A 24,371-nucleotide genomic window follows, 5' to 3' on the forward strand; every position below is an offset into this window, starting at 1 on the left:
TAAATATTAAAAATCCAATTTGAGTAAATAACTATTTTTTTAACAAAGTTCTAACAATCGAGCTGAGATCAGCAAAAATTTTTTTTGAAGAAATTTATTGTTTTTCAGTCAATCCTGTAATATCTCCGACTTACCGGCCATCATTTGTTTCTTAATTGTTACAAGATTGTTGTTTTGTTGTGTGGTGTGTGTTTTTTTGAATTTTCGGGTTTTGTGATGCTGGTCAAACTTCGTCAGGTCGAGAAACTTGTCTGGAAAGTCGAATTAAACTTCCAAAATGTTATTGCGCATGTGGGAGGGTGGTTGAAAGCTCAGGCACAGTCCTGTACGATTCATCCCGCGTGACTGTGCTCACGGTAGAAAGCGCCCTTAGCTCAGCTGGATAGAGCACGTCCCTTCTAAGGATGTGGTCATTGGTTCGAATCCAATAGGGCGTGCCATTTATTCAAAAGCCCCGATAACTCGATGAGTTGTCGGGGCTTTGTCGTTTATACGGCTAAAAAGTAGCGCCGCCATCGACTCTTAAATCATGCATGGTGATATGTCCTGATTTGTCGCTGAGCAGAAACTCGATCGCATTGGTGATGTCTTTGGTTTCGGCTATTTTATTCAGGGGGATGCCAATACGATGCGATTCCAGATTGCCGCGAATCGTTTCTTTTTCACCGTAAGACTCATTCCACATTTGCTCCTGCATTGGAGTTCTGGTTGACCCCGGACTGACGATATTGCAGCGAATACCATGCTCAGCCAACTCTAGTCCCAAACACTGCATCCACATATGGAGCCCAGCTTTCGATGTGCAGTATGCAGACATATTGCTTCTTGGAGTATCGGCTGCATTTGATCCGACCGCTACGATGGCGCCTCTTTTCCCGTTTCTAACTAATAGCTTAGCTATATGCTGGGTTAAAAGTAGAGTACCTTTTAGGTTTACATCCAATGTTTTACTGAGTGCGTCCAAAGGCAGGTCAAGAATAGGGGAGAGGTGTAAGGTACCTGCGCAGGTCGCAATATATTCTGGAATGAGTTTGTCATTTTCTAAACGTTGGCAGGCAGATTGGATAGATTCAGGACTTGCCAGATCAAATGGTAAAAGGGTGGTTCTGACCTGTTGTTCGTCAGGAATCGAACTCATCAAATTCATTAGCGTCTGTTCACTCACATCACAGGCAATCACTTGTGCGCCTTGTGCTAATAAACTTTTGGCGCATGCGAGACCAATTCCCTGACCAGCGCCAGTGACCAGGCATAACTTGCCATTGAATTCTGAACGGTTTTCATTCATCTAAACATCCTTTTCGTGATACAGATGGGTAACTTTAATTATGTAAATGATAATTATTTTTGTTATCGTTGTCATCTTGTTAACTAGGAAATGATTAGGTCATGAGGAAATTAAGTCGAAAAATAAAGCCATGGCTACTAAGTGTAGGGCTCGTGAGTTTAGTTGGGTGTGAGTATTTACCTCACTCGGCTAAGGTTGATTTACCACCAAGAGAAGTGGCGCAAGTGGTTAAGCAAGCAAAGTACGCAGATGATGCCATTTTGCAGGCCTTTGACACGCATAACTTTGTCGCGATTGGAGATTATCACTGGAATGACGCGTTTATTCGTTATGCGACCGAGTTAGTCTCTAAGCCAGAGTTTTCCGAGCAGGTGAATCATGTCGTCGTGGAGTTTGGTAACGCCAAATACCAATCGATTCTGGATGATTACCTTGCTGGAGGGGAAGTCAGTGAGAGCCAATTGAATACGATGCTAAGAGGTTCGTTGTACTTTATGGCTTGGATGCCAGATGTCTATCGAGACTTTTTCAAAGCCATAAAGCAGCGCAATGAAGCTTTACCTGAGGGCAAGAAAATTCAAGTGCATCTGGCTGAAGCGCCTTTTGACTGGGATGCCTTGCAGGACGTTACAGTTTGGAAGAAAGCAGCGAAGAATAAGACCGATCATTTCTATCAAGTCGCGTCTGAACGAATCAAGAATAATGAAAAAGCATTGATGATTTTTGGTGCGTTTCATTTGGTTAATGCGCCAGCAGATTATGTAAAGAAAACACAGGAAACAGACTGGCCGCTGGCAACGCGTCTGCAGCAAGCCTTTCCTGACAGCACTTATTTGATTTGGCCGATGACTGACCCCAAGGTAGTAAAGACCTTTAGTACACTGAAATCACCAGCTGTATTGGAAGTGGATCAGGGACCAATTCGGGATCTACGTTTGATCGATTTTTTGCCAAAAGCACGTTACAAACTGGCCGCAATGGACGATATGGATGCACAGGTTGGTGACCTGTTTGATGCCTTTCTTTATCTAGGCGAAAACCAGAGAACCATGGTTCTTCCTCGTGACGTAGTCGCAGATCGTGACTGGGTTGAAGAGATGCAGCGCCGAGTTGATATCATCGGCGGCAAAATGCAAGAGAGCTTTAATGAGCTTATTGAACGCAGTGATGAACAGTACGGTTTTACCAACAAGGGGTAGTGTTCAACCCTGTTATCTATACAAGTAGTACCAACGCAAGCGGCTGAGTGGTGACATCATCAGCCGTTTTTGTTTCTCCTTATATCTCAATGATGGTTTCCGAACTCTTTTCATATGTTACCAAAATGGAACAAACCTCTAATTTGTAAATAATACGAATGATAATAGTTATTAAAAGCATTTGATCAAATGTAACAGTATGTGTACTCTTACATCGCAATTGAGAGGGATTCTCATTTGTGGTCCTATGTTTAATATAATTTGAGAGATGATTATGCTTCGTAACTCAATGGGGAGCAGTACTATGCTCACAGAGTTTCTTAACGTTCATTCGGATGATGCTTCGTTTTTCTTCAGTTCACCGACTGTGACGTTACTGACACAAGGCATTGCTGCAGAGTTTTCCCAAAAAATCAGGTTCTCAGAATTAGATTCTTGTATTAGTCAGCTACTCGAATCGGTCAAGGAAGATGAAAGCGACAACCCTATTGCGGTTGGTGTCATCCCGTTTTCTGAGCACAATCCTGTGCATTTTATTGTGCCTGAACGTCTATGTACGACATCACCGATTCGTCCGGACAAAGTGGCAACTGTGGATGGTTCTAACCAGTGCGTTCCGTCTTCGATAAAGCCAATTCCAGCTCCTGAAGAATACATGCGCAGTGTCGCTCAAGCGGCGAATGCCTGTTCCCGAAAAGAGTTTGATTTGGAGAAGGTTGTTCTTTCACGAACAATGCAAGTGGATACCGAACAAGAGATAGATCGGGCTCAATTTCTTAAAACGCTGCTAAAACAAAATCCGGGCGGTTATACCTTTTCAACCCGTTTAGGGGGCGAAGGTTGTGATACTTACTTAATGGGCTCGAGCCCTGAACTATTGGTCTCACGCAAAGGGCCGCATGTTTGCTCCAACCCATTGGCTGGTTCACGCAGGCGCAGTGATAACGAGACGATGAACCAGCAACAAGGCGAACTGATGATGGAGAGCAGTAAAGATCTCCATGAACATGCCGTGGTTGTTGATGCAGTAGAAAAAGCACTTCAGCCTTGGTGCCACAATCTTTATGTGCCAATGGTGCCTTCGGTTATTGAAACCAAAGCGATGCTGCACCTGTCGACTCGCATCGAAGGTACGATTTCGGACTCTGCCACCAGTGTGCTTAAGCTTGCCAGTGCACTTCATCCAACGCCTGCGGTATGTGGTTATCCGACTGCTCAGGCCTACGATTTTATCGAAAAAGTTGAGCCTTTTGATCGTGGTTACTTTACTGGGCTGGTCGGCTGGGTGGATGCCCGAGGTAATGGTGAGTGGGTCGTAGTGATTCGCTGCGCGGAAGTGGAAAAAAAGCGTCTGCGCGTTTACGCCGGGGCGGGAATTGTCAGTGGTTCTGAGCCACAAAGTGAGCTAGAAGAAACGGGCAACAAAATGCGTACCGTACTGAATGCACTTGGCATTGAAGTTCAGGACAACATGGAGGTAGTGGTGTGAAACTGCCAAGCATGAAAGCGTCTGGGTTTACACCTTGGCCAGAAAAGACCGTACGCCAGTATCAGGAAGCAGGCTATTGGACAGAGCAAACTATACCAGAGATGCTTGAAGCCAGCGCTGGAACATATCCCGAAAAGGTTGCACTTGTATCCGGTGACCAGCAATGGACTTACCAAGCGTTAGCCGTTCAGGTTGATGAACTGGCAGCAGGCTTCCAACAAACGCTGAAACTGAAGGCTGGCGATAAAGCCGTCTTGCACTTACCCAATATCGGCGCGTTTTACCTGAGCTTTTTTGCTCTATTGAAAATTGGTGTTCAGCCTGTATTAGCTTTACCGGCCCACCGATATTATGAGATTCGATACTTTTGTCATTTTACTGAGGCAAAAGCGTTAATTACTGCGCCACAAATGGGTGTCGATACCGCCGATATTGCGCAAAAAGTCGCGAATGAATTACCAACGTTGGAGACCATTGTCTGGGCCGGTGATAACAGCCTAAAACCAACGGGTAGTGTTGACCTAGACTCACTTTTCTTATCGCACGCGGCAACTGAGCCAATGCCGGAACAAGACTTTGCCTTCTTCCAGTTATCTGGTGGCACAACTGGCACGCCAAAGTTGATTCCGCGTACCCATACGGATTACCTCTACAGTGTTCGCGCCAGCAATGATGTTTGCGAGTTTTCACCTCAAACTCGCTATTTGTGTGTCCTACCTGCTGCGCACAATTTTCCGTTGAGCTCGCCTGGTGCTCTAGGATGTTTTATGGCTGGTGGAACGGTGGTGCTTTCGCCTGATCCGAGTCCACAGACCGCATTTCAATTGATTGAAAACCATCAGATTACTGTAGCAGCACTGGTGCCACCTTTGGCGTTGTTGTGGCTAGATGAAGCGCCTCGGACCCAATATGACATCAGCTCGTTACAAGTGCTTCAGGTCGGTGGTGCGCGCTTTAGTGAAGCGGCTGCGAGACGTGTCAAACCGACATTAAACTGCACGTTGCAACAGGTATTCGGTATGGCGGAAGGGCTGGTGAACTACACAAGGTTGGACGATCCAGACTCCGTCATTGTGTCCACGCAAGGTCGGCCGATGTCACCCGCTGATGAGATACTCGTTGTTAACGAAATGGGCGAACCTGTGCCTCAGGGTACGGCTGGCATGTTATGCGCACGAGGCCCGTACACGATTCGCGGCTACTACAACGCACCGGAGCACAATCAACGTTCCTTTATTGCGGGGGGTTATTACCGAACAGGCGATGTGGTGGTGTTAACCAAAGAAGGGAACTTACAAGTCGTCGGGCGCGATAAAGAACAGATCAACCGCGGCGGAGAGAAAATCGCAGCACAAGAGATCGAAAATCATCTGATGGTGCATGACGCCGTCCATGATGCGGCTGTTATCGCGATACCAGATGATTATCTGGGTGAACGCAGTTGTGCCGCATTAGTTTGTCTTGAAGATAAACCGAAACCGATAGAAATAAAGCGCTTCCTGAGAAATCGAGGGTTGGCCGAATTTAAGATCCCAGATCGCGTCATTTTCGTCGATGTATTGCCGAAAACCCCTGTCGGAAAGATCAACAAGAACAAACTCCTTGAGTTGGTTTAACCCACTCAACCAAACCTGACTTTTATCTACGAATTTTAGGAGAAATGCCTCATGGCAATTCCAGCTATTGCGGGTTATCCGTTATCTAAAGCGATCCCCCAAAATCGCGTATCTTGGTCGGTAGATCCAGAGCGTGCCGTATTACTGATCCACGATATGCAGCAGTATTTTCTGAATTTTTACGATTTGGACAGCGAGCTGATTCAAACCTTGACGCAGAACATCCAACAGATCAAACAAGCCTGTATTGAAGCAGGCATACCAGTGGTATACACCGCTCAACCTGGTGATCAGTGTCAGGACGATAGAGCATTACTGACGGACTTCTGGGGGCCGGGTCTAAAAGCTGATGACACGATTACGAGAATCCTGCCTGCTCTTGCGCCAACAGAGCAAGACATCGTTTATACCAAATGGCGCTACAGTGCTTTCCAGCGCACACCGCTTAAATCCATGATGGATGAAACCGGGCGAGACCAGCTGATCATCGTTGGTGTATACGCGCATATTGGTTGTTTACAGACCGCTTCTGAAGCGTTCATGACCGACATTCAAGCCTTTATGGTTTCGGATGCGGTAGCGGACTTTTCTGAGAGCGAGCATGAAATGGCACTGAATTATGTCGCGGGCCGATGTGGTTATGTTTTGGACAAACAACAGCTGCTGAGCCAGGTCAGCGATATGCCAATTACTCACGAGATTCCTCAATCTGAGCAAGAGTTAGCTCTGCAACTGGCGACTTTGCTTGACGTTCCTGCTGAAGAAATCGAACCGCAGGATAGCTTGCTCGATTTCGGTCTGGATTCGGTTCGAATTATGTCTCTGGTCGGTGACTGGCAACAGGCGGGCCTGGATTTAAGTTTTATGGAGCTTGCTGCTCAGCCTTGTGTGGCTCACTGGTGGCAATTGATTGAGAAGAAGCGCACCTAGTGCCGGGCAAGGACAAGTAGTAAAGGAACGGAAATGTACGATTTACCTTATACGGCGGAGCAGTTGTTACCGCTAACGGATGCGCAAGCAGGGATTTGGTTTGCGCAGCTTCGAGATCCAGAAAACCCAATATATAAGACGGGCGAATATTTACTGATTGACGGTGCGGTGGATGAGCCGTGTTTCGTCGAGGCAGTCAAAGCCGCTATTGAAGAAGTTGACTCATTGCATGCTAAATTTGTCACGACGACCGAAGGGCCTCGCATGGTGATAGAGCGACAGCCTTGGCAAGTGGGCCGCTTTGATTTTTCTTCTGAATCAGATCCTTTGAATGCCGCGATTGACTGGATGAAAGTGCAATTGAAACAACCCGTCAACCTAGAGCAGGGGCCACTTTTTTCTATGGCGCTGCTTAAGCTGGCGGAAGACAAATTCGTTTGGTTTTTATCACTGCACCATATCGCAATTGATGGTTACAGCATGTCATTAATTGTGTCCCGAGTCGCGCATATTTACAGCCAACTTATCAAAGGCAAACCATTTGATAAGGTTGAGTTTGTTGATCAGCAAGCGATGCTAACAGAAGACGACAACTACAAAGTCTCAGAGAAGTATCAAAACGATCGCGCCTTTTACTTACAGCGCTATGCAGACCACTCAGACACGGTCAACTTAGCAGGTCAGCCAACGGTCACTTCCGATCACTTTCTGCGCCTCAAGGGTGTGATGCCAGTCAGCGATTTTCAGCAGATGGAATTATTGGCGAAGCAGTGCCGTACACACTGGTACAGTGTTCTTATCGCCTCTATTGCTGCGTACGTTCATCGTATGACTCGCTCGAAGGAAGTGGTGCTTGGTGTGCCACTCATGGGGCGGTTAGGCTCCGTGGCAATTCAAACGCCAGCAATGCGAGTGAATATTCTGCCAGTACGAGTCAGTTTTGATGAGGGGTTGGATATCAAAACCTTGGTCAAGCAGGTCAACCAAGAGTTTTCTTCTGTACGTCGTCATCAAGGCTACCGTTATGAAGAGTTACACCGAGAACTTAATCTGGTCAAAGACAACCGTAACCTGTTTGGTCCTCTGGTGAACATTATGCCGTTTGAGTATGAGCATAAGTTTGGAGAGCTAAATTCTAAGGCACATAACCTTTCAGCGGGGCCCGTGGATGACATTTCTCTGTACTGTTATGAGCTTGGCGGCGAATTGCATGTGGATATGGATGCCAACCCCGAGCTTTATTCAGAGCGTGAAATTCAAGAACACCAGCAGCGTCTGTTCCATTTTATGAGTGACTTTTTTGCGGCTGCTCGTGAGCAGGGTGCGAGTCAGTGTAAGATCCGTGATGTCAGCATTTTGCTTGCTGGTGAACGAGAAAAAGTGATCAATACCTGGAACGATACCGCTCATTCTGTTCCAGAAACCTCCTTATCAGCCTTGATGGCAAGACAACGAATCTTGACGCCCCATGCTCCGGCACTGATTTTTGAGAATCAAACACTCACCTATGAGCAGTTAAGTCGAAAGGTCTACTCTTTGATGAACTGGCTGTTTGCCCAAGGTGTGGAAGCAGGAGATCGCATTGCTGTTTGTGTACCGCGAAGTGAAGAGTTAATCGTTGTACAGCAAGCCATTCTTGCTGCTGGTGCGGTGTATGTGCCGATTGACCCGGACTACCCAGAAGGTCGCATTCATTACATGCTGGAATCTTCTGCGCCTAAGCTCGTGTTTTCGACTTCGGCATTACAATCCAAGTTGCCGCCCGAGTGCGAGAGTAAACTTGTCGATGATGAAACACTTCCTGCGATTTATAAGAATGTAGAGCCGTTACCACCCCAAGTTCAGCCAGAACCACATTCGCCGGCTTATATGATTTATACCTCCGGCTCGACTGGTAAGCCCAAAGGCGTGGTGGTGAGCCATGATGCTATCGTGAACCGATTGCTATGGATGCACGATCAATATCCGATTGATGCCAATGATCGCGTGTTACAAAAAACACCTGCTGGCTTTGATGTGTCAGTGTGGGAATTCTTCTGGCCAATGATCGTCGGCTCTTGTTTGGTGGTTGCAAAACCAGACGGACACAAAGATCCGGTTTATCTGCAGGAACTCATTCACAGTCAAAAGATCACCACATTACATTTCGTTCCTTCGATGCTGCAGATTTTTGTTCAACAGGCGGATGCCCAGCGATGCGAAAGTTTGCGTCAGGTATTTTGTAGTGGGGAAGCCTTGCCGATTGAGTTAGTGAACCAATATTACCAATCTTTCGATGCGCCGCTGCATAATTTATATGGCCCAACTGAGGCAGCCGTCGATGTGACTTACTGGCCGAGTGAAGCTAATGCGCAAGGCAGCTCGACACCAATAGGTCGCCCGGTTTGGAACACGCAAATCTATATTCTGGATGATGCGCTTAACCCAGTACCACCGGGCGTGGTTGGTCATCTTTACATTGCAGGTCGTCAGCTTGCTATCGGGTATCATGGCCAGCCAGAACTGACGGCAGAGCGGTTTATTGATAATCCGTTTGGTCCAACAGGAAGTCGAATGTATTTATCGGGCGATCTGGCACGCTGGCGTGAAGATGGGGCGATAGAATACTGTGGTCGCAGTGATTTTCAGGTCAAAATTCGTGGTTTCCGAATCGAGCTGGAGGAGATCGAAAATGCCCTAGCAAGCCACCCTAATGTGGCGCAAGTTGCTGTGTTGGCTCAAGAATACAGCGATGGCGATAAACGTCTGGTGGCCTACGTCACAGCAGAAGGTACTGAGCAACCTATCGATGTTGCGCAGCTACAGAAGTATCTTTCTGATCCTCTGCCTGAATACATGGTACCGAGCTATTTTGTTGAGCTCGATGCGTTTCCGTTAACGCCAAACGGAAAACTTGACCGTAATGCGCTGCCAAAACCCGATCTATCTGGTCAGGTCGGTACAAAAGGGCCGAGTAATTTGGTCGAAGAACGTTTGTGTAAGCTGTTCTGCCAGTTATTGGAGCTTCCTGCTGTGGGCGTTGAAGATAATTTCTTCGAGCTTGGCGGACACTCTCTGTTAGCGGCGCAGCTTATTGCGCATGTAAAAGAGATCATGGGCATTGAGCTATCACTGGCCGCGGTGTTTGAGTCTCCGACCGTTGCTGGCATTGCAGCCAAACTGAATGGTAGCGAAAGTGATGAAGCGCTTAATATGCTATTGCCACTGCGTAAACGCGAGGGTAAAGCCGCCATATTCTGTGTTCACCCTGCAGGTGGTCTAAGCTGGTGTTATGCGGCGCTGACGCCAATTATTCCATCTAACATTCCTCTATATGGTGTGCAGGCTCGTAACCTTGGCGATCCTTCTTTGGCTTTGCCGAAAACGATGAAGGAGATGGCAGAAGATTATGTCGCTGCTATCCGTGAAGAACAGCCTTTCGGTCCTTACCATCTACTTGGCTGGTCTATTGGTGGCATGATTGCGCACTTGATGGCGGGTATCTTGCAGCAGCAAGGACAAGAAGTCGGTTTACTTACTTTGCTTGATTCCTACCCTACAGAGCAGTGGCAGACCATGAATCCACCTGGTGAAGAGCAAGCTCTGGGGGCATTGATTCGAATGGCGGGTGTTGAGTTTGACGAATCAGCGCATAGCAGCATTACTAAGCCAGAAGTTATCGACATCTTACAAGATGCGGGATCGTCGATGGCTCACCTGAGCTCCGAGACCATATCTGCGATGATCGAAGTGGTGATCAACAACAACCATCGCGTACGAGATTCGGTAGATTATCGTTATCAGGGTGATATGTTGTTCTTCAATGCTGAGAAGCCACCAGAAGAGTCATTCTTGGATCGCAATGGTTGGTTTAATTACATGGATGGTGAAATCAATGTCGTGGATGTTGATTGTATTCACCGAGATATGATGCGACCAGACATGTTACGTCTTATTGGAACCCGAATGGTTGAAGAACTGAGAGTGAAATTCGATGTTTAATTCTGGTCATCCGTTGTTACCAGAGAATAAGTGGGAGGGGAGCATTTCCCCTCTGACTTTCTTCAAAGGCAAACTGGAGTCTGGCTCTGTTTTGGCTATTGGTGAAGCCCACTGGTATGCGGACCTTTTTGAGCAAATGACGCAGGTGTTGCTCTCTGAGGAGTTGGATGGTGTGTTTACTCATCTGTTTGTCGAGTTTGGTAACGCCAAGCATCAAAAAATGTTGGATGATTACCTGTCAGGAGGTGACATTTCTGATGATGAGCTGGCTGCGGTCTGGATAGATTCCATCGCTTTTCCTGCCTGGATGCACCCTTGCTATGGCGAGTTTTTTCGACGCTTAAAGCAAGCAAACGCACAGCGTACCACTCCTATCAAAGTTGTACTGACCGAGCCTCCGTTCGATTGGCAAGAACTTCGTCATCCGTCACAGCTTGCCCAGCTTAATGCAGAGCGAGATCAGGCTCTGATTGAAGGTATTGAAGTCATCAAGCGCCAAAATGACAAAGGGGTGATCGTGCTCGTCGGCGCAAGGCATATTCTCAAGCGTTCTCCTACATTTGGCTCAACTCGCCATCATCCTTTCGGGGTGTTAGCCGCACAGAGATTTGGTGTCCAATACGTTTCGGTATGGCCACATATGTTGCCGACAACGCTTGAACAAGACTCGCTGGAATTGGGTATCTATTCCACCCAACAGCCAAGGTTTAGCCAGATGAACTTTGCCGATCTGGTTCCTAACAAACCTACGGTGAATCCTTACTCTGAGACACCCGTTGATCAGTTGGTGGATGCTTACTGGTATTTAGGCCCACAAACCCGGCAGTTGAGTGCAGCTGGCGTTGAAATTCCCCAGAAGTGGAAAGCGCAGCTAAAGAAGAGGCTACCGCTTGTGAATCAGCGCCAGAGAGTGGTAATTCAAAAGGTGATTGAATAGGGACTCTTGGTAATTTAAGGCGTAAAAAAGCACAGCGAGAAAACGGTTTGTTCGGTAAAGCAATAATGACCGTGAAACGTTAGATCTGGCAGGGCGGATTGGAGATCCCTTCGGTTATCTCCAATCAACTCAAACTGAAACTGTCCGCTGTTTTCCGTCTCGGGGTGCAGCGCAATTTCGGCATCTAAAAAGTCGAAATATACCCTCACGAATGGAAACAGACATTTGAATAAACTCTCTTTGATGCTGAATATCAGCACGTTTGGGATGGTGTCTGATTTCTGTAGGTGATGTTGTTCATTGGCTGTGTAAATCGCAGGAAGAAGGTGAGCGGCAAGATTTTGATTGTTTTCAACATCAATCCCAATACTTGGCACATCATTTTTAACCGCACACGCCGCCAAACACAGGGAGTCTGTATGACTAATACTGCCGCTAACAGTGTTAGGGAAAACGGGTTCTCTAGATGCGCCAACCAAAATGGGGGATTGATCCGCAAAAGCATTGTCTGAAGTCAGTTTTCTGATTGCGGCACGTGCGGCGTGACGCCCAGCTCTAAATTCTTCCTGCCGTTTGGGTACTGATTTCTGAATATGTTCCTCTTCTAAAGGTAAGCCTGCTTTGGCGTACATATCTGATGTGGCTTTCACCATCTGAATCAGCGGACTGGTTGTCCCAAAGTGGAAGCAGTTAGGGGAGAGAATTTCATCTAACTTAATATTTTTCAAACTCTTGTTATTCACAGTAAAAACCAACCAAAAAATACAAATGATAATGCAACTGATAATTATTGCTATTTATACAGTTATTTATTAAAGTTGGCGAGCCTAATTAATACAAAAAATAGATATAAGGATATGCAGTGAATACTCAAGTGAAAAAGCCTTCGTTTATGCCTTCCATTTTGGCCGCAGCAGTAGTGACTGCTTTTAGCGGTCAAGCTAATGCAGCGCAGCAGAATGAAAATCCAGAAATGGAACGCGTGGTTGTTACCGCGTCATTAACTCAACATTCTGAGCTTACTGCTCCTGCATCTGTGTCGGTTATTACTGCGGAAGACATCGCAAAGATGCCAGTGAAAGACATCTCTGAAGCAGTACGTAGTGCTACAGGCGTCAGTGTTTTAAGCAGCGCCGCGTACGGTCGTAACACCATTCGTATTCGTGGTCTTGAGTCAAAGCATACTCTGATCCTGATTAATGGCCGTCGTATCAATTCTCAAGATGCATTAATTCGTGGTAACGACTTTGATCTATCGACGATTCCTTTGACGGCAATTGAACGTATCGAAGTGGTGCGCGGCCCGGTTTCTTCTCTGTACGGCTCAGAGGCGATGGGTGGCGTAGTGAACGTGATTCTAAAAACACCAACAGAAGAGATGGCTGGCTCGATAGGGCTTGAATATGAAAGTTTGCTAGAAGGTAATGGCGGCGATGGCTGGAAAGGCCATGCTTACGCAAGTGGTGAACTGACGCCAGAACTGGCAGGCAGCATCATCGTTGAAAGCTCAACTCGTGACCCATGGCGCACCGATGCGACGCCTGATTACGATGCTTTGGAGAAAAAAGATACCACAAACGTGTTTGGTGAAATGTCATGGCAACTGACAGACGAGCAAAAGCTGATTGCCGATGTAACTTACACCAAGGACGAACGAAAAGCCGAGTGGGTGCACCCTCGTTCCGGAGACCAAACCAATACTCAGGATTCTACGCGCTGGAATTACGGTTTAACGCATGAAGGTAATTGGTCAGGGTTTGACTCTCAAGCTCGTTTGTATGGCGAAACCATGGATTTGAATGACGGCAGTACCGCGTATACCAATGGTTCGGCGGACGTGGAGTTGCAGAATAATTACGCCGATTTCAAACTGTCTGGTTTATGGCGAGACAGCCACGAGTGGGTGTTTGGTGGCGAATTCCGTACCTCAGAACTGACCAACAGTCGCGACATTCCTTCTGGTGATATCGATTACCACCAAGGTGCAGTGTTCCTGCAGAGTGAGTTCGATTTGGACAAACTGGCGCTGACGCTGGGTGGTCGTGAAGACTTCCATGAGGTCTACGGCAGTCACTTCAGCCCACGTGCTTATGCAGTCTACAGTTTTACTGATGAGTTTGTTGCAAAAGCGGGCGGCGGCGGCGGCTTCCGTGCTCCGGGCATGATGGAGAGTAGCGACCAAGTTCGTGTGATCAGTTGTGGTAACCGTTGCTGGTTAACCGGTAATGATGATTTGAAACCGGAAGAGTCAGAAAGCTATGAAGCGGGCCTGGCTTACGAGACGGACTCACTAGGTCTGGGCTTGACCTACTACTACTCTAAGCTGAAGAACAAAATCGAGCGAGACACCAGTACCGCGGTAGGTATGGATGGCACCATGCCAATCATCACTTACCAAAACATTGGCCGAGCAGAAATCAAAGGTATAGAGCTGGAAGCTTGGTATGACATTACTAAGAACATCAATTTGTCAGCGAACTACACATACACGGATGCAGAGGATAAGAGCTCTGGCGAAAAGCTAACAGATACGCCTGAACACTTGGCAAACTTGGATGTGAACTGGCAAGTATTCGACTCGTTGACCACTTTTGCTCGCGTCAACTACATCGGTAAGCAGGTGATCACAAATCTAAGTAGCGAAGATAAAACTGTGGACGGCTACACATTGGTTGGTCTGGGCGTTTCTTATGACCTCCAGCAAGTGAATCTGAAAGCGGGTTTGAACAACATCTTTGACGTTGAGCTGGATGACGAAGATGACTACTACGGTTACTCAGAGAAAGGCCGCAGCGCATACGTAAGTGCAACTTACCTGTTCTAATTCAGTAGACTTCACATCAATAAAGAACGCCTCCCACTGGAGGCGTTTTTTTATGCCGCTTACTTCTAAGCCTCAGGTTCTTCTGGATTTTCTGCTGGCACTTGCTGGGATGCTTTAACCTGCACGATGCGGTTACTTTTCATCAGCAGTACTTCAAATCGCCAGTTCTGGTACTCGATGATTTCTCCTTGAGCAGGCACACGATCTATTAACCAAGTAAGGAAGCCGTTTAGGGTCTGAAAACCTTCGCTCTCTTCTCCTTCGATGTTGCTTAGCTGGAGTTTGTTTTTGAGTTCATTTAATGGGATCAGTGCGTCCATCAACCAACTGCCGTCTTTTTGCTGTTTTGCCCATATGTGCTGAGGCTCCATACCCAGCTCTCCGGCGATTGACTTGAGTAAGTCATAGAAGGTCACTAACCCTTGCACATCACCATATTCGTCGACGATAAATACCATCTCGGTACTGGTTTGTTGCATATAGTTCAGTAAAGGCAGCCCTTTCATCGACTCGGGTACAAAACGCGGTTGCTTTAGACGTTTATTAAGCCGTTCAATCGAGAGCTTGTCATATTCATCCAACAGCACTTTGGAAGAAATCGTACCGATGATGTTATCCAGGCCGCCTTTGCATATTGGCCAAACCGAGTGTTGGGTTTGTCGAAGGCTTTTGAGGGTTGCGTCAATGGGCAGTGTGGCGTCGAGGTAATGAATTTCAGAGCGAGGCGTCATTAACGAGAGTGCAAGGCGATCGTTAAGATGGAGAAGATTTTGGATCATCAATTGTTCCTGAGGCTCAATAGCGCCAGATTCGGAACCTTCGCTAACGATGGCGACGATATCCTCTTCTGTGACGACCTCACTTTTACTCTCATTTTGCCCCAATATCCTGAGCAAGGTATCGGTGGTAAAGGTCAAAAGAAAAACAAATGGTCGGGCTAAGTTGGCTAACCAATGAATTGGGTAAGCCACATTGATGGCAATCATCTCTGCATTATTTTGCGCGATACGTTTGGGAACCAATTCACCTATTACAATGGCGAAGTATGTGATCAACAGAACCACACTAAACGTGGCTACAAAGTTGGCAATCTCTTTTTCTACACCCTGACTCACTAACCATTGCCCTAAAGGAACGGAGAGTGTGGCTTCGCCAAAGATGCCGCTTAGTAGACCAATTACAGTGATGCCGATTTGGATCGTTGATAAAAACTGTGTCGGATTATTCTTGAGTTCCAAAGCCAGTGTTGCGCGTTTGCTGTTTTCTGCCATCGTTTTTAGACGGCTTGTTTTGGCTGCGACCAATGCAATTTCCGACATCGCAAAGACGCCATTGAGCGTAATTAAACCTATCAATCCTACTAGCAATAAAATATCCATGAAGCCTTCCAGTCATCCACACGTTAGTAGCATAGCGAGATTCCGGCTGAGTAAATGTGAAGTAGCGGATAAATCCCGTTTTCTTGCTAAGCTTATGTTTTATTTAAAGGGTAGAACTTCTCAGTACAGCTAAGCTGATTAATCACTCTGTTACTGATACACTACGCGCCCATTTCCTCCGTTGAGACGTTTCTATGCCATTTTCTAAGCTTGGTTTAAGCGCACCAATCACTGATGCAGTGATGGCGCTAGGTTATGAAAAACCGACTTCTATTCAGCAAAAAGCCATTCCGATTGTACTGCGCGGGCGTAACTTGATCGCAGCAGCGCAAACCGGTACCGGTAAAACAGCCAGCTTTGTATTACCAATCTTAGAGAAGCTCAGTCAGGGTGAAACGCAGCGTAAAAAACGTGCGCGTGCCATCATTCTTACGCCAACGCGTGAGCTAGCGCTTCAGGTACACCAAAGCATTGAAGCCTACGGTAAGAACCTGCCATTACGCTCAATGGCGATGTTTGGTGGCGTTGAATACGCACCGCAGAAGCAAGCATTGATCGAGGGTGTGGACATTGTTGTCAGTACGCCGGGTCGTCTGATTGATCTGTACGGTCAACGCTCGATTCACTTTGATGAAGTAGAAATGCTGGTCTTAGATGAAGCAGACAAGATGCTGGATATGGGCTTTATCGATGCAATAGATAAAATCGTTGATTGCATGCCAGAGGATGTGCAAAGCCTGCTGTTTTCCGCCACGCTTTCTAACCCAGTTCGTGACTTAGCCAAGAATGCGATTGTCGATCCTGAAGAGATTACGATTGCGAAACATAGTGCTTCTAAATCAAACATTAAGCAGTGGATTACAACCGTCGATAAAGACATGAAATCGTCGTTACTGAGCCACATGCTAAAAGAGAATGACTGGTCACAAGTTCTGATCTTTATCGAAACCAAACACGGCGCTGCGAAATTGGTCAGCCAGCTGGAGAAGCGTGGCATTGTTGCGGAAGCGTTCCACAGTGGGCGTAATCAGCGTGTGCGTCAGGAGCTGATTGAGCAGTTTAAAGCCGGGGAGATCCAGTACCTGGTCGCGACAGGCGTTGCGGCTCGCGGTATCGATATCGATAATCTGCCAGTGGTTATTAACTACGACTTACCTTACCCGGCGGATGAATACGTACACCGAATCGGACGTACAGGTCGTGCTGGTGCGCAAGGTGAAGCTATTTCACTGGTATCAAAGGACGACTTCAAAAACTTATGCATGATTGAAAGCCGATTAGGCCACTTGCTTGAGCGTGTTGAAATTGACGGATTTGCACCAAGAAAACCAGTACCAATTTCTATTCTTAACTATGTGCCAAAGAATAAGCGCAAACCTCAGGAAGACCGTTCTCAATCTGATAAACGTCAGACGAGAGATTGATAGCAGGGTAAATACCTCTTGATAGTAAGCCGCATTTTAATGCGGCTTTTTTTATATTCTTGATCTTTAGATATCTATCTTTTGTTAAGCATAACGATGAAAAAAAACAAATCATGTCATACGCTTAACATTTGTAACCTAAGCTTGGTAAGGCTTTGGTTAATTTTCTGTCGTCTGGTTTGCACAGGGGAAAAAATAGGCGCAGAATTTTTCTCTTGCTACTAAATGCATAAAAGAGGCATAAATGAAAAAAGGTGATAAGCAATTCGCTGTTATCGGCCTTGGTCGATTTGGTTTGGCTGTATGTAAAGAGCTGCAAGATGCGGGCTCTCAAGTTTTAGCGGTAGATATTGACGAAGAAAAAGTAAGAGAAGTCGCTGGGTTTGTAAGTCAGGCTATCGTTGCAAACTGCACCCACGAAGAGACGGTCGCTGAGCTAAAACTCGATGATTACGATATGGTGATGATTGCGATTGGCACCGACGTTAACGCCAGTATTCTTGCCACCTTGATTGCGAAAGAAGCAGGGGTAAGATCGATTTGGGTAAAAGCGAACGACCGCTTTCAGGCCAGAGTCCTGCAAAAAATTGGTGCTGATCATGTCATCATGCCAGAGCGTGACATGGGTATTCGTGTTGCACGTAAAATGCTCGACAGGCGAGTGCTCGATTTCCATCCATTAGGCAGCGACTTGGCAATGACCGAGTTTGTGATTGGTTCTCGCTGGATGGGTAAAAAGCTAGGCGAGCTGTCTCTATGTCAGGTTGAAGGTGTGCAAGTACTTGGGTTTAAACGTGGGCCGGAGATCACTAAAGCGCCCAGCATGGATGTTACCTTAGAAATTGGCGACCTTATGATTGTGGTTGGCCCAGAGGAAAAACTGGCCCGCACATTGAAGTCACTATGATGCATTTTCACCAAAAAGGCTTATTTTACGTCCCAGATAGCCAAAGGACAAAAGAGAAGGGCAGCGAGCCTCGGATTATCCTAATGAGTTTTCTCGGAGTGCTATTGCCCTCTGCGATACTTCTCACGCTTCCCGTCTTTTCTGTCAGCGGATTATCAATCACCGATGCTTTATTTACGGCGACTTCTGCGATCAGTGTAACGGGCCTCGGCGTTGTGGATACCGGTCAGCACTTCACGTTGGCGGGTAAAATTCTCTTAATGTGCCTAATGCAAATTGGTGGATTAGGGCAAATGACTTTGTCTGCTGTGCTGCTCTATTTATTCGGTATGCGGTTGAGTTTACGTCAGCAAGCATTGGCCAAAGAAGCGCTCGGTCAGGATCGGCATGTTAACCTGCGTAATCTGATTAAAAAAATCATGGTATTTGCCCTAGTGGCAGAGACGCTGGGTTTTATCGTTCTGTCTTTTCGCTGGGTGCCGGAAATGGGCTGGCAGACTGGAATGTTCTACGCGTTGTTCCATTCAATTTCCGCATTTAATAACGCAGGCTTTGCCTTATTCTCAGATAGCATGACCCGATTTGTGAATGACCCTTTGGTGATCTTTACCCTTGCAGGGTTGTTCATTTTCGGTGGCTTAGGTTTTACTGTTGTCGGGGATATCTGGTTAAACTGGCGTAAAGGGTTTAACTCCTCCCATCTTCATACTCGAATCATGCTGATTGCGACGCCAGTACTATTGTTGGTGGGCACGTTACTGTTTTGGCTGTTAGAGCGAAGCAATCCGAATACGATGGAATCGCTACCTTTGTCAGCGCAGTGGCTTGCAGCATTTTTCCAGTCGGCGAGTGCACGTACCGCTGGTTTTAATAGTGTTGATTTATCTCAGTTCTCTCAGCCTGCCTTACTCATCATGATTATTCTGATGCTGATTGGTGCTGGTTCTACCTCAACTGGCGGCGGGATTAAGGTGTCGACTTTTACCGTTGCTTTTTTGGCGACCTGGACTTTTTTACGCCAAAAGAAACACGTCGTGATATTCAAACGTACCGTCAACTGGCCAACTGTCACTAAGTCGCTCGCGATTATCGTGGTGAGCGGAGCAATACTGACAACCGCAATGTTTCTACTGATGATCACTGAGGATGCGGCGTTTGATAGAGTTATGTTTGAGACGATATCTGCTTTTGCCACAGTCGGCCTTAGCGCAGGTCTGACGGCAGAACTATCGGAACCGGGCAAATACATCATGATCGTGGTGATGATCATTGGCCGTATCGGTCCTTTGACTTTGGCTTATATGTTAGCTCGCCCAGAACCTACTCTGATTAAATACCCTGAAGATACGGTATTGACCGGTTGATTTATAAGAGAAACATCAGGATCTTACTTTGTTCGCTGTTTAAAAAGCAGCGATCTCCCATCTGGATCAAATACGAGGTCTGCCACGCAAATTTGTTTGTGAAATTTCGAACCTTATATGCCATCGTTTTCACCTTTTTGTACCATGCATTCGACAAATCTATATTAACGGCCGGACTTATCTTGCAGGCATAAGCTCCACCAATGGAAACTGTGACTATAGGCGTTGATGTAGCGTGCTGAAAGCGAATTGAGAACAAGGAGTCGTATTTTGAAATTCAACCTAGTTGCGTTAACCGTGTTATCTGCTTTACTGGCAGGAAAGAGCATGGCAACCACACCACCGTCACCTATCTGGCATGAAATCAAGTTAACTGACGGAACGTCAAGCGAAGCGATTTTAAGAGGGACCGCAGATTTCCACTGGTTTGAAGATACGCAAGGCAACGCGCTTATACAGAGAGACGGAGACTGGTTTTTTGCGCAAGTTTTACGTGAATCAGACGCCCTAGAATTAGTGTCTACAGGTATAAAGAAAACGCAAACTTCTGTAGCGCCCGAATCTTCCAAGTCTCGACCAGATTTATCTATCCAGCCCCACCTTTCCTCATTACGAACCATGGAGCCTATGGCGCGTAAGAACCTATTACGAGCAGCTTCAGATACAGATGTAGTTTATAGGGCCATGAGTAGCTCTGGAGTGACGCAGCAACCTCTCTTAGTTGTCCAGGTTTCGTTTACTAATCAGGTTATGAAGCATGATTTTGAGCAACGAGTCTTCGATCAAAACGGGCAAAGTGTCGTTGACTACTATGACAAGAACTCTTTGGGGAAATATAAGGTTATCCCAGCGATTGAAAGCTACGGTACGGTGAACGATGGTGTGATTGACGTGACTGTACCACTGCGTCATCCAGATTGTCATGCCAGTACCAGCGATAGCCTTTGTACAGATAAAATGAACCTTGTGTTCTCAGAAGCGTATCACAAGCTTGACCCATATATAGATTTGTCGAGTTACGATCGTGATCAGGATGGCACCGTGGATGCGACAGAGTTGTCGGTCATGTTTGTGTTTGCTGGTGGCGACCGTTCGACGGGAGTTCTAAACAAGCCGGCAATCTGGCCTCATAGGTACTTTCATAACGATGTTCAAATCGATGGCACGACTATTAAAGACTACTGCTTGTTTGCTGACTATCAGGCAACGCACCAATCTACCTTAGGGGTTATCGTTCATGAACTAGGGCACCTAATGCTCGGATTGCCTGATCTTTACGCTCGATACAGTAAGGCATCGATCGGTACCTGGGGCGTCATGGGCGCGGGCTCATGGGCGATGAAGCCCGGCGATTCTTATCCTGGTGAAACGCCAGTCAATATGACTGCATGGAGCAGGCATGCCGCTGGTTTTGTAGTACCGACAATTGCTCATCAAAGTAACATCCCTCACGGATTAACAGATGATGAAGTTAAGCTGGTCTACCTTGATCCATACCTCAAAGAATATGGTCCGCGAGTTTATTTAGAAAATCGAACTTTCAAAGATTATGACCAAGCTTTGGCGGCTGAAGGTGTACTTGCCATGTCTGTCAACATTCTCAATCAGTTCAATGGATTGGGGAATATGCAAGTTCAAGTGATGCAAGCGGATGGCAGAGGTGAATTGGAAAAGGGCGAACGAAGCGATCAAGGGGATTTATACCCAAATGGCGGCAGCGAGATTTCTGATTTCTCTAACCCAGGGTTGAATGTCATCACAGGGTTCGACAGTGATGTTTCGATTTCAGATATTTCTAGCAGTGCAAATGGCGGTAGTTTTTTACTAACTAAACTAAATGATGCGAATAAATCGGCGTGGTTAAACACCTTCCATCAAGAATTCGTCTTCTCAAATGATGAAAATGTTCTCGCAGTGCTGCTTGATTTAAGTCGAGATACAGAGTTGGATGGATTACAGATCTATGCTAAGAAAAGTTCACCACAGCGCGATATGACCTTTCGCGTGTGGCGCTTCCCTAACGAGGGTAATAATGAATATAGCTTGGTATTGAATCAACAAAATGCGGAACTATTGCAACAAGGTAGTTTCAAGAAGTCATCTCGGATTCTATTTCCGCACGCGACACAGTTAAGTGCTGGTCAACATATTATTGTGGTTGAAATTGAAGGCGGTGAATTCGAAGAAAGCTTCAACTTTAGCCGCTTATTGGATATGGAGAAAGCAACTCAACCCAAGATGTGGGTTGGCAAGAGCAGTGAGCAGTATTCTGAAGGTTTGCTTGAGTCTAGCTTCTCAACGGTTCCGTTTGCTGCATTGCTAAACTACGAAAACGCCAAGATTGTTGAAGCACGGCCAGATATTTACCAGACGGATAAGAACACAATACTGTCACTGAACTTGATGTCTAACGACGTCGTTGCTTCCGACTACCAGTTTGAGGTCGAGGTATTTCAACAGCCTGTCCACGGCACCATTACAGACAATCAGTACCAACCTGATCATAACTTTGTCGGATTTGACAGCTTCCAATACCGCTTGGTGTCGGCAGACGGTTCACTCGCTTCTTCTACAGTCAATGTTTCGATTGAAGTAATAGGGTTCAATGCGGCCCCAAATGCTGTTATCGATGTCATTAGCACCGAATTGAAAGCTGGGAGCCGTGTATCGCTGTCAGCCGCTAACAGCAGTGACCCCGATGGCGATGCTTTGACTTATCTGTGGAAGCAGATTGCTGGCGATACTCTATCTTTGAGTAATCCAAGTGATATGACTGCCAGTTTCGAGATTCCTAAGGGAGCTAAAGCAGGGGACGTTTTCACATTCCAACTGACGGTGACAGATGTGAGTGCTGCTTTATCTATCGCTTTGGTCGAAATTGAAGTTCAAAATAGCGCACCGATTGCCTCAGCTGATGCGGTGACGGTAGCGGTGAATGAACGCATTGTGATCGACGTACTGGCGAATGACACCGATATGAACGGCGACAGCCTTGTGGTTCAAAGTGTGGATAACGTTTCAGGTATTGGTTCTGCGTATATTGAAAATGGTAAGGTGACTTATCAGGCACCAGATAGCGCAGCTGATAATGTCACGTTGGAGTACGTGATTTCTGATGGTACAGGCGCGACAGCAAAAGGTGCAATCAGCGTTGAAGTTGTCGCAGCCAGTAGTAATAAGGACGACAGCTCAGGTGGCGGCGGAAGTGTCGCTTACTGGTCACTTATGTTACTCGCGCTGTTAGGTTGGAGACGTCGTCACTAATACCAATCTCGTTTTAGACGTAAGCCACTCATTTCGAGTGGCTTATTTGTTTTCGAGCGATAGAAGTTGTGAATACCCATGTTGAATTCATGGCTGAATGGCAATTGGGATCGGACGTATACTGACTAGTAGTTAGTCTTTTTAGATAAGGAACCCAATATGTCCATTTGGCAAGAGGTCAATTTCACCCATCGTTACAGCCAACTGCCTTCGGCATTTTTCACTTTCATAGAGCCACAACCGTTATTGAACACTCAATGGGTGGTTTGGAATGGGGATTTTGCCCAGCAGTTTGGTTTGCCCCCTATAGCCGATGAAACGTTGCTTGAGGTGTTTTCTGGCCAAGCAAACTTTGATGAATTTCGTCCATTAGCGATGAAATATGCAGGGCATCAGTTCGGTACTTACAATCCGGATTTAGGCGATGGTCGAGGGTTGTTACTGGCTGAAATTCAGCGACAGGATGGTACCTGGTTTGATATCCACCTAAAAGGTGCAGGTCTTACTCCTTATTCGCGCATGGGTGATGGCAGAGCAGTACTGCGTTCGACAATTCGTGAGTATTTGTGCAGTGAAGCCATGCAAGGACTCGGAATACCGACTACCCGTGCGCTGGGTATGATGGTCAGCGATACGCAGGTTTACCGTGAAAAAACGGAAAACGGCGCGATGTTAATTCGTATGGCGGAAACTCATATTCGATTCGGTCACTTTGAGCACTTCTTTTACACCAATCAATTGGCAGAGCAGAAGCTGTTGGCGGATAAGGTCATAGAATGGCACCTGCCTGAATGCGCTCAAACCGAAAAACCATACGCTGCGATGTTTGCCAATATTGTGGAGAAAACGGCGGACATGATTGCGAAATGGCAAGCTTTTGGCTTTGCTCACGGCGTTATGAACACCGACAACATGTCTATCCTTGGTCAAACTTTCGATTATGGACCATTTGGATTTTTGGATGACTACGATCCTGGCTATATCTGTAATCATTCCGACTATCAGGGGCGTTATGCGTTTGACCAGCAGCCGCGAGTTGCACTTTGGAACCTTTCGGCACTGGCGCACGCGTTATCTCCGCTGGTGGAGCGTACAGATTTAGAAGCCGCACTTGGCCAGTTTGAGGTTCGTTTAAGCCAGCAATTTAGTCGCTTGATGCGCAGTAAGCTTGGTTTAAAAAACAGAATCGATGAAGATTCGCGCTTGTTTGAATCTATGTTTGAGTTACTCAATCAGAACAAAACAGACTACACGCGCTTTTTTAGAACGCTATCTACCTTAGACAAAAAGTCGCCTCAAGACGTGATTGATTTGTTTATTGATCGTGAAGCAGCCCAAGCGTGGTTGGATCTTTATCTGGCACGATGCGAGTTAGAAGTCGATGAGCTAGGCAAACCAGTCACCACAGAACAGCGTTGTGAACAAATGCGTCGTGCGAATCCGAAGTACATTCTTCGTAACTACTTGGCCCAACTAGCAATAGATAAAGCCGAAGAAGGCGATTTCAGTGAAGTCAATCGGTTGGCCGCACTACTGCGTAACCCTTACGATTCTCAGCCGGAGTTTGAAGAGTACGCGAAATTGCCACCAGAGTGGGGCAAAAAAATGGAAATAAGCTGCTCATCATAAGGGATTTATTTTAGTGGTTTGTTAATAAGATGTGATATTTATCCGCGACAGGTTCAAAGTATTTGTAAATTGTCGCTGAATATGAATTCTGGTACCGATTACACTTGCTCTGAACTATAAGTGATACATTGGATGGAAGA

The 24,371-nt window shown here is 46.4% G+C and carries 15 protein-coding genes and 1 tRNA gene; 13 read left to right on the forward strand and 3 right to left on the reverse strand.

Annotation, left to right across the window (positions count from 1 at the left end; translation table 11 throughout):
• Positions 1 to 363 precede the first annotated feature (363 nt).
• Positions 364 to 440: transfer RNA gene (locus VEJY3_RS04230), tRNA-Arg, on the forward strand.
• Positions 441 to 496: 56 nt separating this feature from the next.
• Here VEJY3_RS04230 and VEJY3_RS04235 read toward each other — a convergent pair.
• Entirely contained in the window at positions 497 to 1,288 is a 792-nt protein-coding gene (locus VEJY3_RS04235; RefSeq protein WP_014231191.1) for a 2,3-dihydro-2,3-dihydroxybenzoate dehydrogenase, read from the reverse strand.
• Between the two features lie 101 nt (positions 1,289 to 1,389).
• Between VEJY3_RS04235 and VEJY3_RS04240 the strand changes: the two genes are divergently transcribed.
• The 6 genes from VEJY3_RS04240 to VEJY3_RS04265 all read left to right on the forward strand — a co-directional run bounded on the left by VEJY3_RS04240 (position 1,390) and on the right by VEJY3_RS04265 (position 11,440).
• Positions 1,390 to 2,487 (forward strand): hypothetical protein, encoded by a 1,098-nt coding sequence (locus tag VEJY3_RS04240; RefSeq protein ID WP_014231192.1) that lies wholly within the window; start codon positions 1,390 to 1,392, stop codon positions 2,485 to 2,487.
• A gap of 268 nt (positions 2,488 to 2,755) precedes the next feature.
• Positions 2,756 to 3,976, forward strand: a complete 1,221-nt coding sequence (locus VEJY3_RS04245; protein ID WP_049794613.1) for an isochorismate synthase — start codon at positions 2,756 to 2,758, stop codon at positions 3,974 to 3,976.
• A gap of 11 nt (positions 3,977 to 3,987) precedes the next feature.
• Positions 3,988 to 5,592, forward strand: coding sequence for a (2,3-dihydroxybenzoyl)adenylate synthase (locus VEJY3_RS04250; protein ID WP_041170307.1), 1,605 nt, complete (start codon positions 3,988 to 3,990; stop codon positions 5,590 to 5,592).
• 51 nt (positions 5,593 to 5,643) lie between these two features.
• Positions 5,644 to 6,522 carry an isochorismatase family protein gene (locus VEJY3_RS04255; protein WP_014231195.1) on the forward strand — a complete coding sequence of 293 codons (879 nt, stop codon included), beginning with the start codon at positions 5,644 to 5,646 and terminating at the stop codon, positions 6,520 to 6,522.
• Between the two features lie 33 nt (positions 6,523 to 6,555).
• Entirely contained in the window at positions 6,556 to 10,503 is a 3,948-nt protein-coding gene (locus tag VEJY3_RS04260) for an enterobactin synthase subunit F (RefSeq protein WP_014231196.1), read from the forward strand.
• On the forward strand, positions 10,496 to 11,440 hold the full coding sequence (locus VEJY3_RS04265) for a hypothetical protein (protein ID WP_014231197.1): 945 nt from the start codon (positions 10,496 to 10,498) through the stop codon (positions 11,438 to 11,440). Before VEJY3_RS04260 ends, VEJY3_RS04265 begins: the two co-directional genes overlap by 8 nt.
• Positions 11,441 to 11,454: 14 nt before the next feature.
• On the opposite strand, the gene VEJY3_RS04270 is transcribed toward VEJY3_RS04265, so the two are convergent.
• Positions 11,455 to 12,183 (reverse strand): 4'-phosphopantetheinyl transferase, encoded by a 729-nt coding sequence (locus VEJY3_RS04270; protein ID WP_014231198.1) that lies wholly within the window; start codon positions 12,181 to 12,183, stop codon positions 11,455 to 11,457.
• 119 nt (positions 12,184 to 12,302) lie between these two features.
• On the opposite strand from VEJY3_RS04270, the gene VEJY3_RS04275 reads away from it, so the two are divergent.
• Entirely contained in the window at positions 12,303 to 14,264 is a 1,962-nt protein-coding gene (locus VEJY3_RS04275; RefSeq protein ID WP_014231199.1) for a TonB-dependent siderophore receptor, read from the forward strand.
• A 65-nt stretch (positions 14,265 to 14,329) separates the two neighbouring features.
• Here the strand turns inward: VEJY3_RS04275 and VEJY3_RS04280 are convergent, their stop codons facing one another.
• Positions 14,330 to 15,643: a hemolysin family protein gene (locus VEJY3_RS04280; RefSeq protein ID WP_014231200.1), complete on the reverse strand. Its 1,314-nt coding sequence runs from the start codon at positions 15,641 to 15,643 to the stop codon at positions 14,330 to 14,332.
• Positions 15,644 to 15,837: 194 nt separating this feature from the next.
• Between VEJY3_RS04280 and VEJY3_RS04285 the strand changes: the two genes are divergently transcribed.
• The 5 genes from VEJY3_RS04285 (at position 15,838) to VEJY3_RS04305 (ending at position 24,231) form a co-directional block, all read left to right on the forward strand.
• On the forward strand, positions 15,838 to 17,067 hold the full coding sequence (locus VEJY3_RS04285; RefSeq protein WP_014231201.1) for a DEAD/DEAH box helicase: 1,230 nt from the start codon (positions 15,838 to 15,840) through the stop codon (positions 17,065 to 17,067).
• A 244-nt stretch (positions 17,068 to 17,311) separates the two neighbouring features.
• On the forward strand, positions 17,312 to 17,974 hold the full coding sequence (locus VEJY3_RS04290) for a TrkA family potassium uptake protein (RefSeq protein WP_014231202.1): 663 nt from the start codon (positions 17,312 to 17,314) through the stop codon (positions 17,972 to 17,974).
• Positions 17,971 to 19,338: a TrkH family potassium uptake protein gene (locus VEJY3_RS04295; protein WP_014231203.1), complete on the forward strand. Its 1,368-nt coding sequence runs from the start codon at positions 17,971 to 17,973 to the stop codon at positions 19,336 to 19,338. The genes VEJY3_RS04290 and VEJY3_RS04295 overlap by 4 nt, the downstream gene beginning before the upstream one ends.
• Positions 19,339 to 19,608: 270 nt before the next feature.
• Positions 19,609 to 22,602, forward strand: coding sequence for a M6 family metalloprotease domain-containing protein (locus VEJY3_RS04300; RefSeq protein WP_014231204.1), 2,994 nt, complete (start codon positions 19,609 to 19,611; stop codon positions 22,600 to 22,602).
• Positions 22,603 to 22,761: 159 nt separating this feature from the next.
• Positions 22,762 to 24,231, forward strand: a complete 1,470-nt coding sequence (locus VEJY3_RS04305) for a protein adenylyltransferase SelO (RefSeq protein ID WP_014231205.1) — start codon at positions 22,762 to 22,764, stop codon at positions 24,229 to 24,231.
• Positions 24,232 to 24,371: the final 140 nt, after the last annotated feature.

It is taken from the genome of Vibrio sp. EJY3 (assembly GCF_000241385.1).
GTDB classification, from domain to species: Bacteria; Pseudomonadota; Gammaproteobacteria; order Enterobacterales; family Vibrionaceae; genus Vibrio; species Vibrio natriegens.

What these genes read in the sequence shown, in the direction of transcription:
- VEJY3_RS04305 (WP_014231205.1), top strand. Translation starts at nt 22,762, where the DNA reads ATGTCCATTTGGCAAGAGGTCAATTTCACCCATCGTTACAGCCAACTG.
- VEJY3_RS04285 (WP_014231201.1), top strand. Translation starts at nt 15,838, where the DNA reads ATGCCATTTTCTAAGCTTGGTTTAAGCGCACCAATCACTGATGCAGTG.
- VEJY3_RS04265 (WP_014231197.1), top strand. Translation starts at nt 10,496, where the DNA reads ATGTTTAATTCTGGTCATCCGTTGTTACCAGAGAATAAGTGGGAGGGG.
- VEJY3_RS04295 (WP_014231203.1), top strand. Translation starts at nt 17,971, where the DNA reads ATGATGCATTTTCACCAAAAAGGCTTATTTTACGTCCCAGATAGCCAA.
- VEJY3_RS04260 (WP_014231196.1), top strand. Translation starts at nt 6,556, where the DNA reads ATGTACGATTTACCTTATACGGCGGAGCAGTTGTTACCGCTAACGGAT.
- VEJY3_RS04235 (WP_014231191.1), bottom strand. Translation starts at nt 1,288, where the DNA reads ATGAATGAAAACCGTTCAGAATTCAATGGCAAGTTATGCCTGGTCACT.
- VEJY3_RS04250 (WP_041170307.1), top strand. Translation starts at nt 3,988, where the DNA reads ATGAAAGCGTCTGGGTTTACACCTTGGCCAGAAAAGACCGTACGCCAG.
- VEJY3_RS04240 (WP_014231192.1), top strand. Translation starts at nt 1,390, where the DNA reads ATGAGGAAATTAAGTCGAAAAATAAAGCCATGGCTACTAAGTGTAGGG.
- VEJY3_RS04245 (WP_049794613.1), top strand. Translation starts at nt 2,756, where the DNA reads ATGATTATGCTTCGTAACTCAATGGGGAGCAGTACTATGCTCACAGAG.
- VEJY3_RS04290 (WP_014231202.1), top strand. Translation starts at nt 17,312, where the DNA reads ATGAAAAAAGGTGATAAGCAATTCGCTGTTATCGGCCTTGGTCGATTT.
- VEJY3_RS04255 (WP_014231195.1), top strand. Translation starts at nt 5,644, where the DNA reads ATGGCAATTCCAGCTATTGCGGGTTATCCGTTATCTAAAGCGATCCCC.
- VEJY3_RS04280 (WP_014231200.1), bottom strand. Translation starts at nt 15,643, where the DNA reads ATGGATATTTTATTGCTAGTAGGATTGATAGGTTTAATTACGCTCAAT.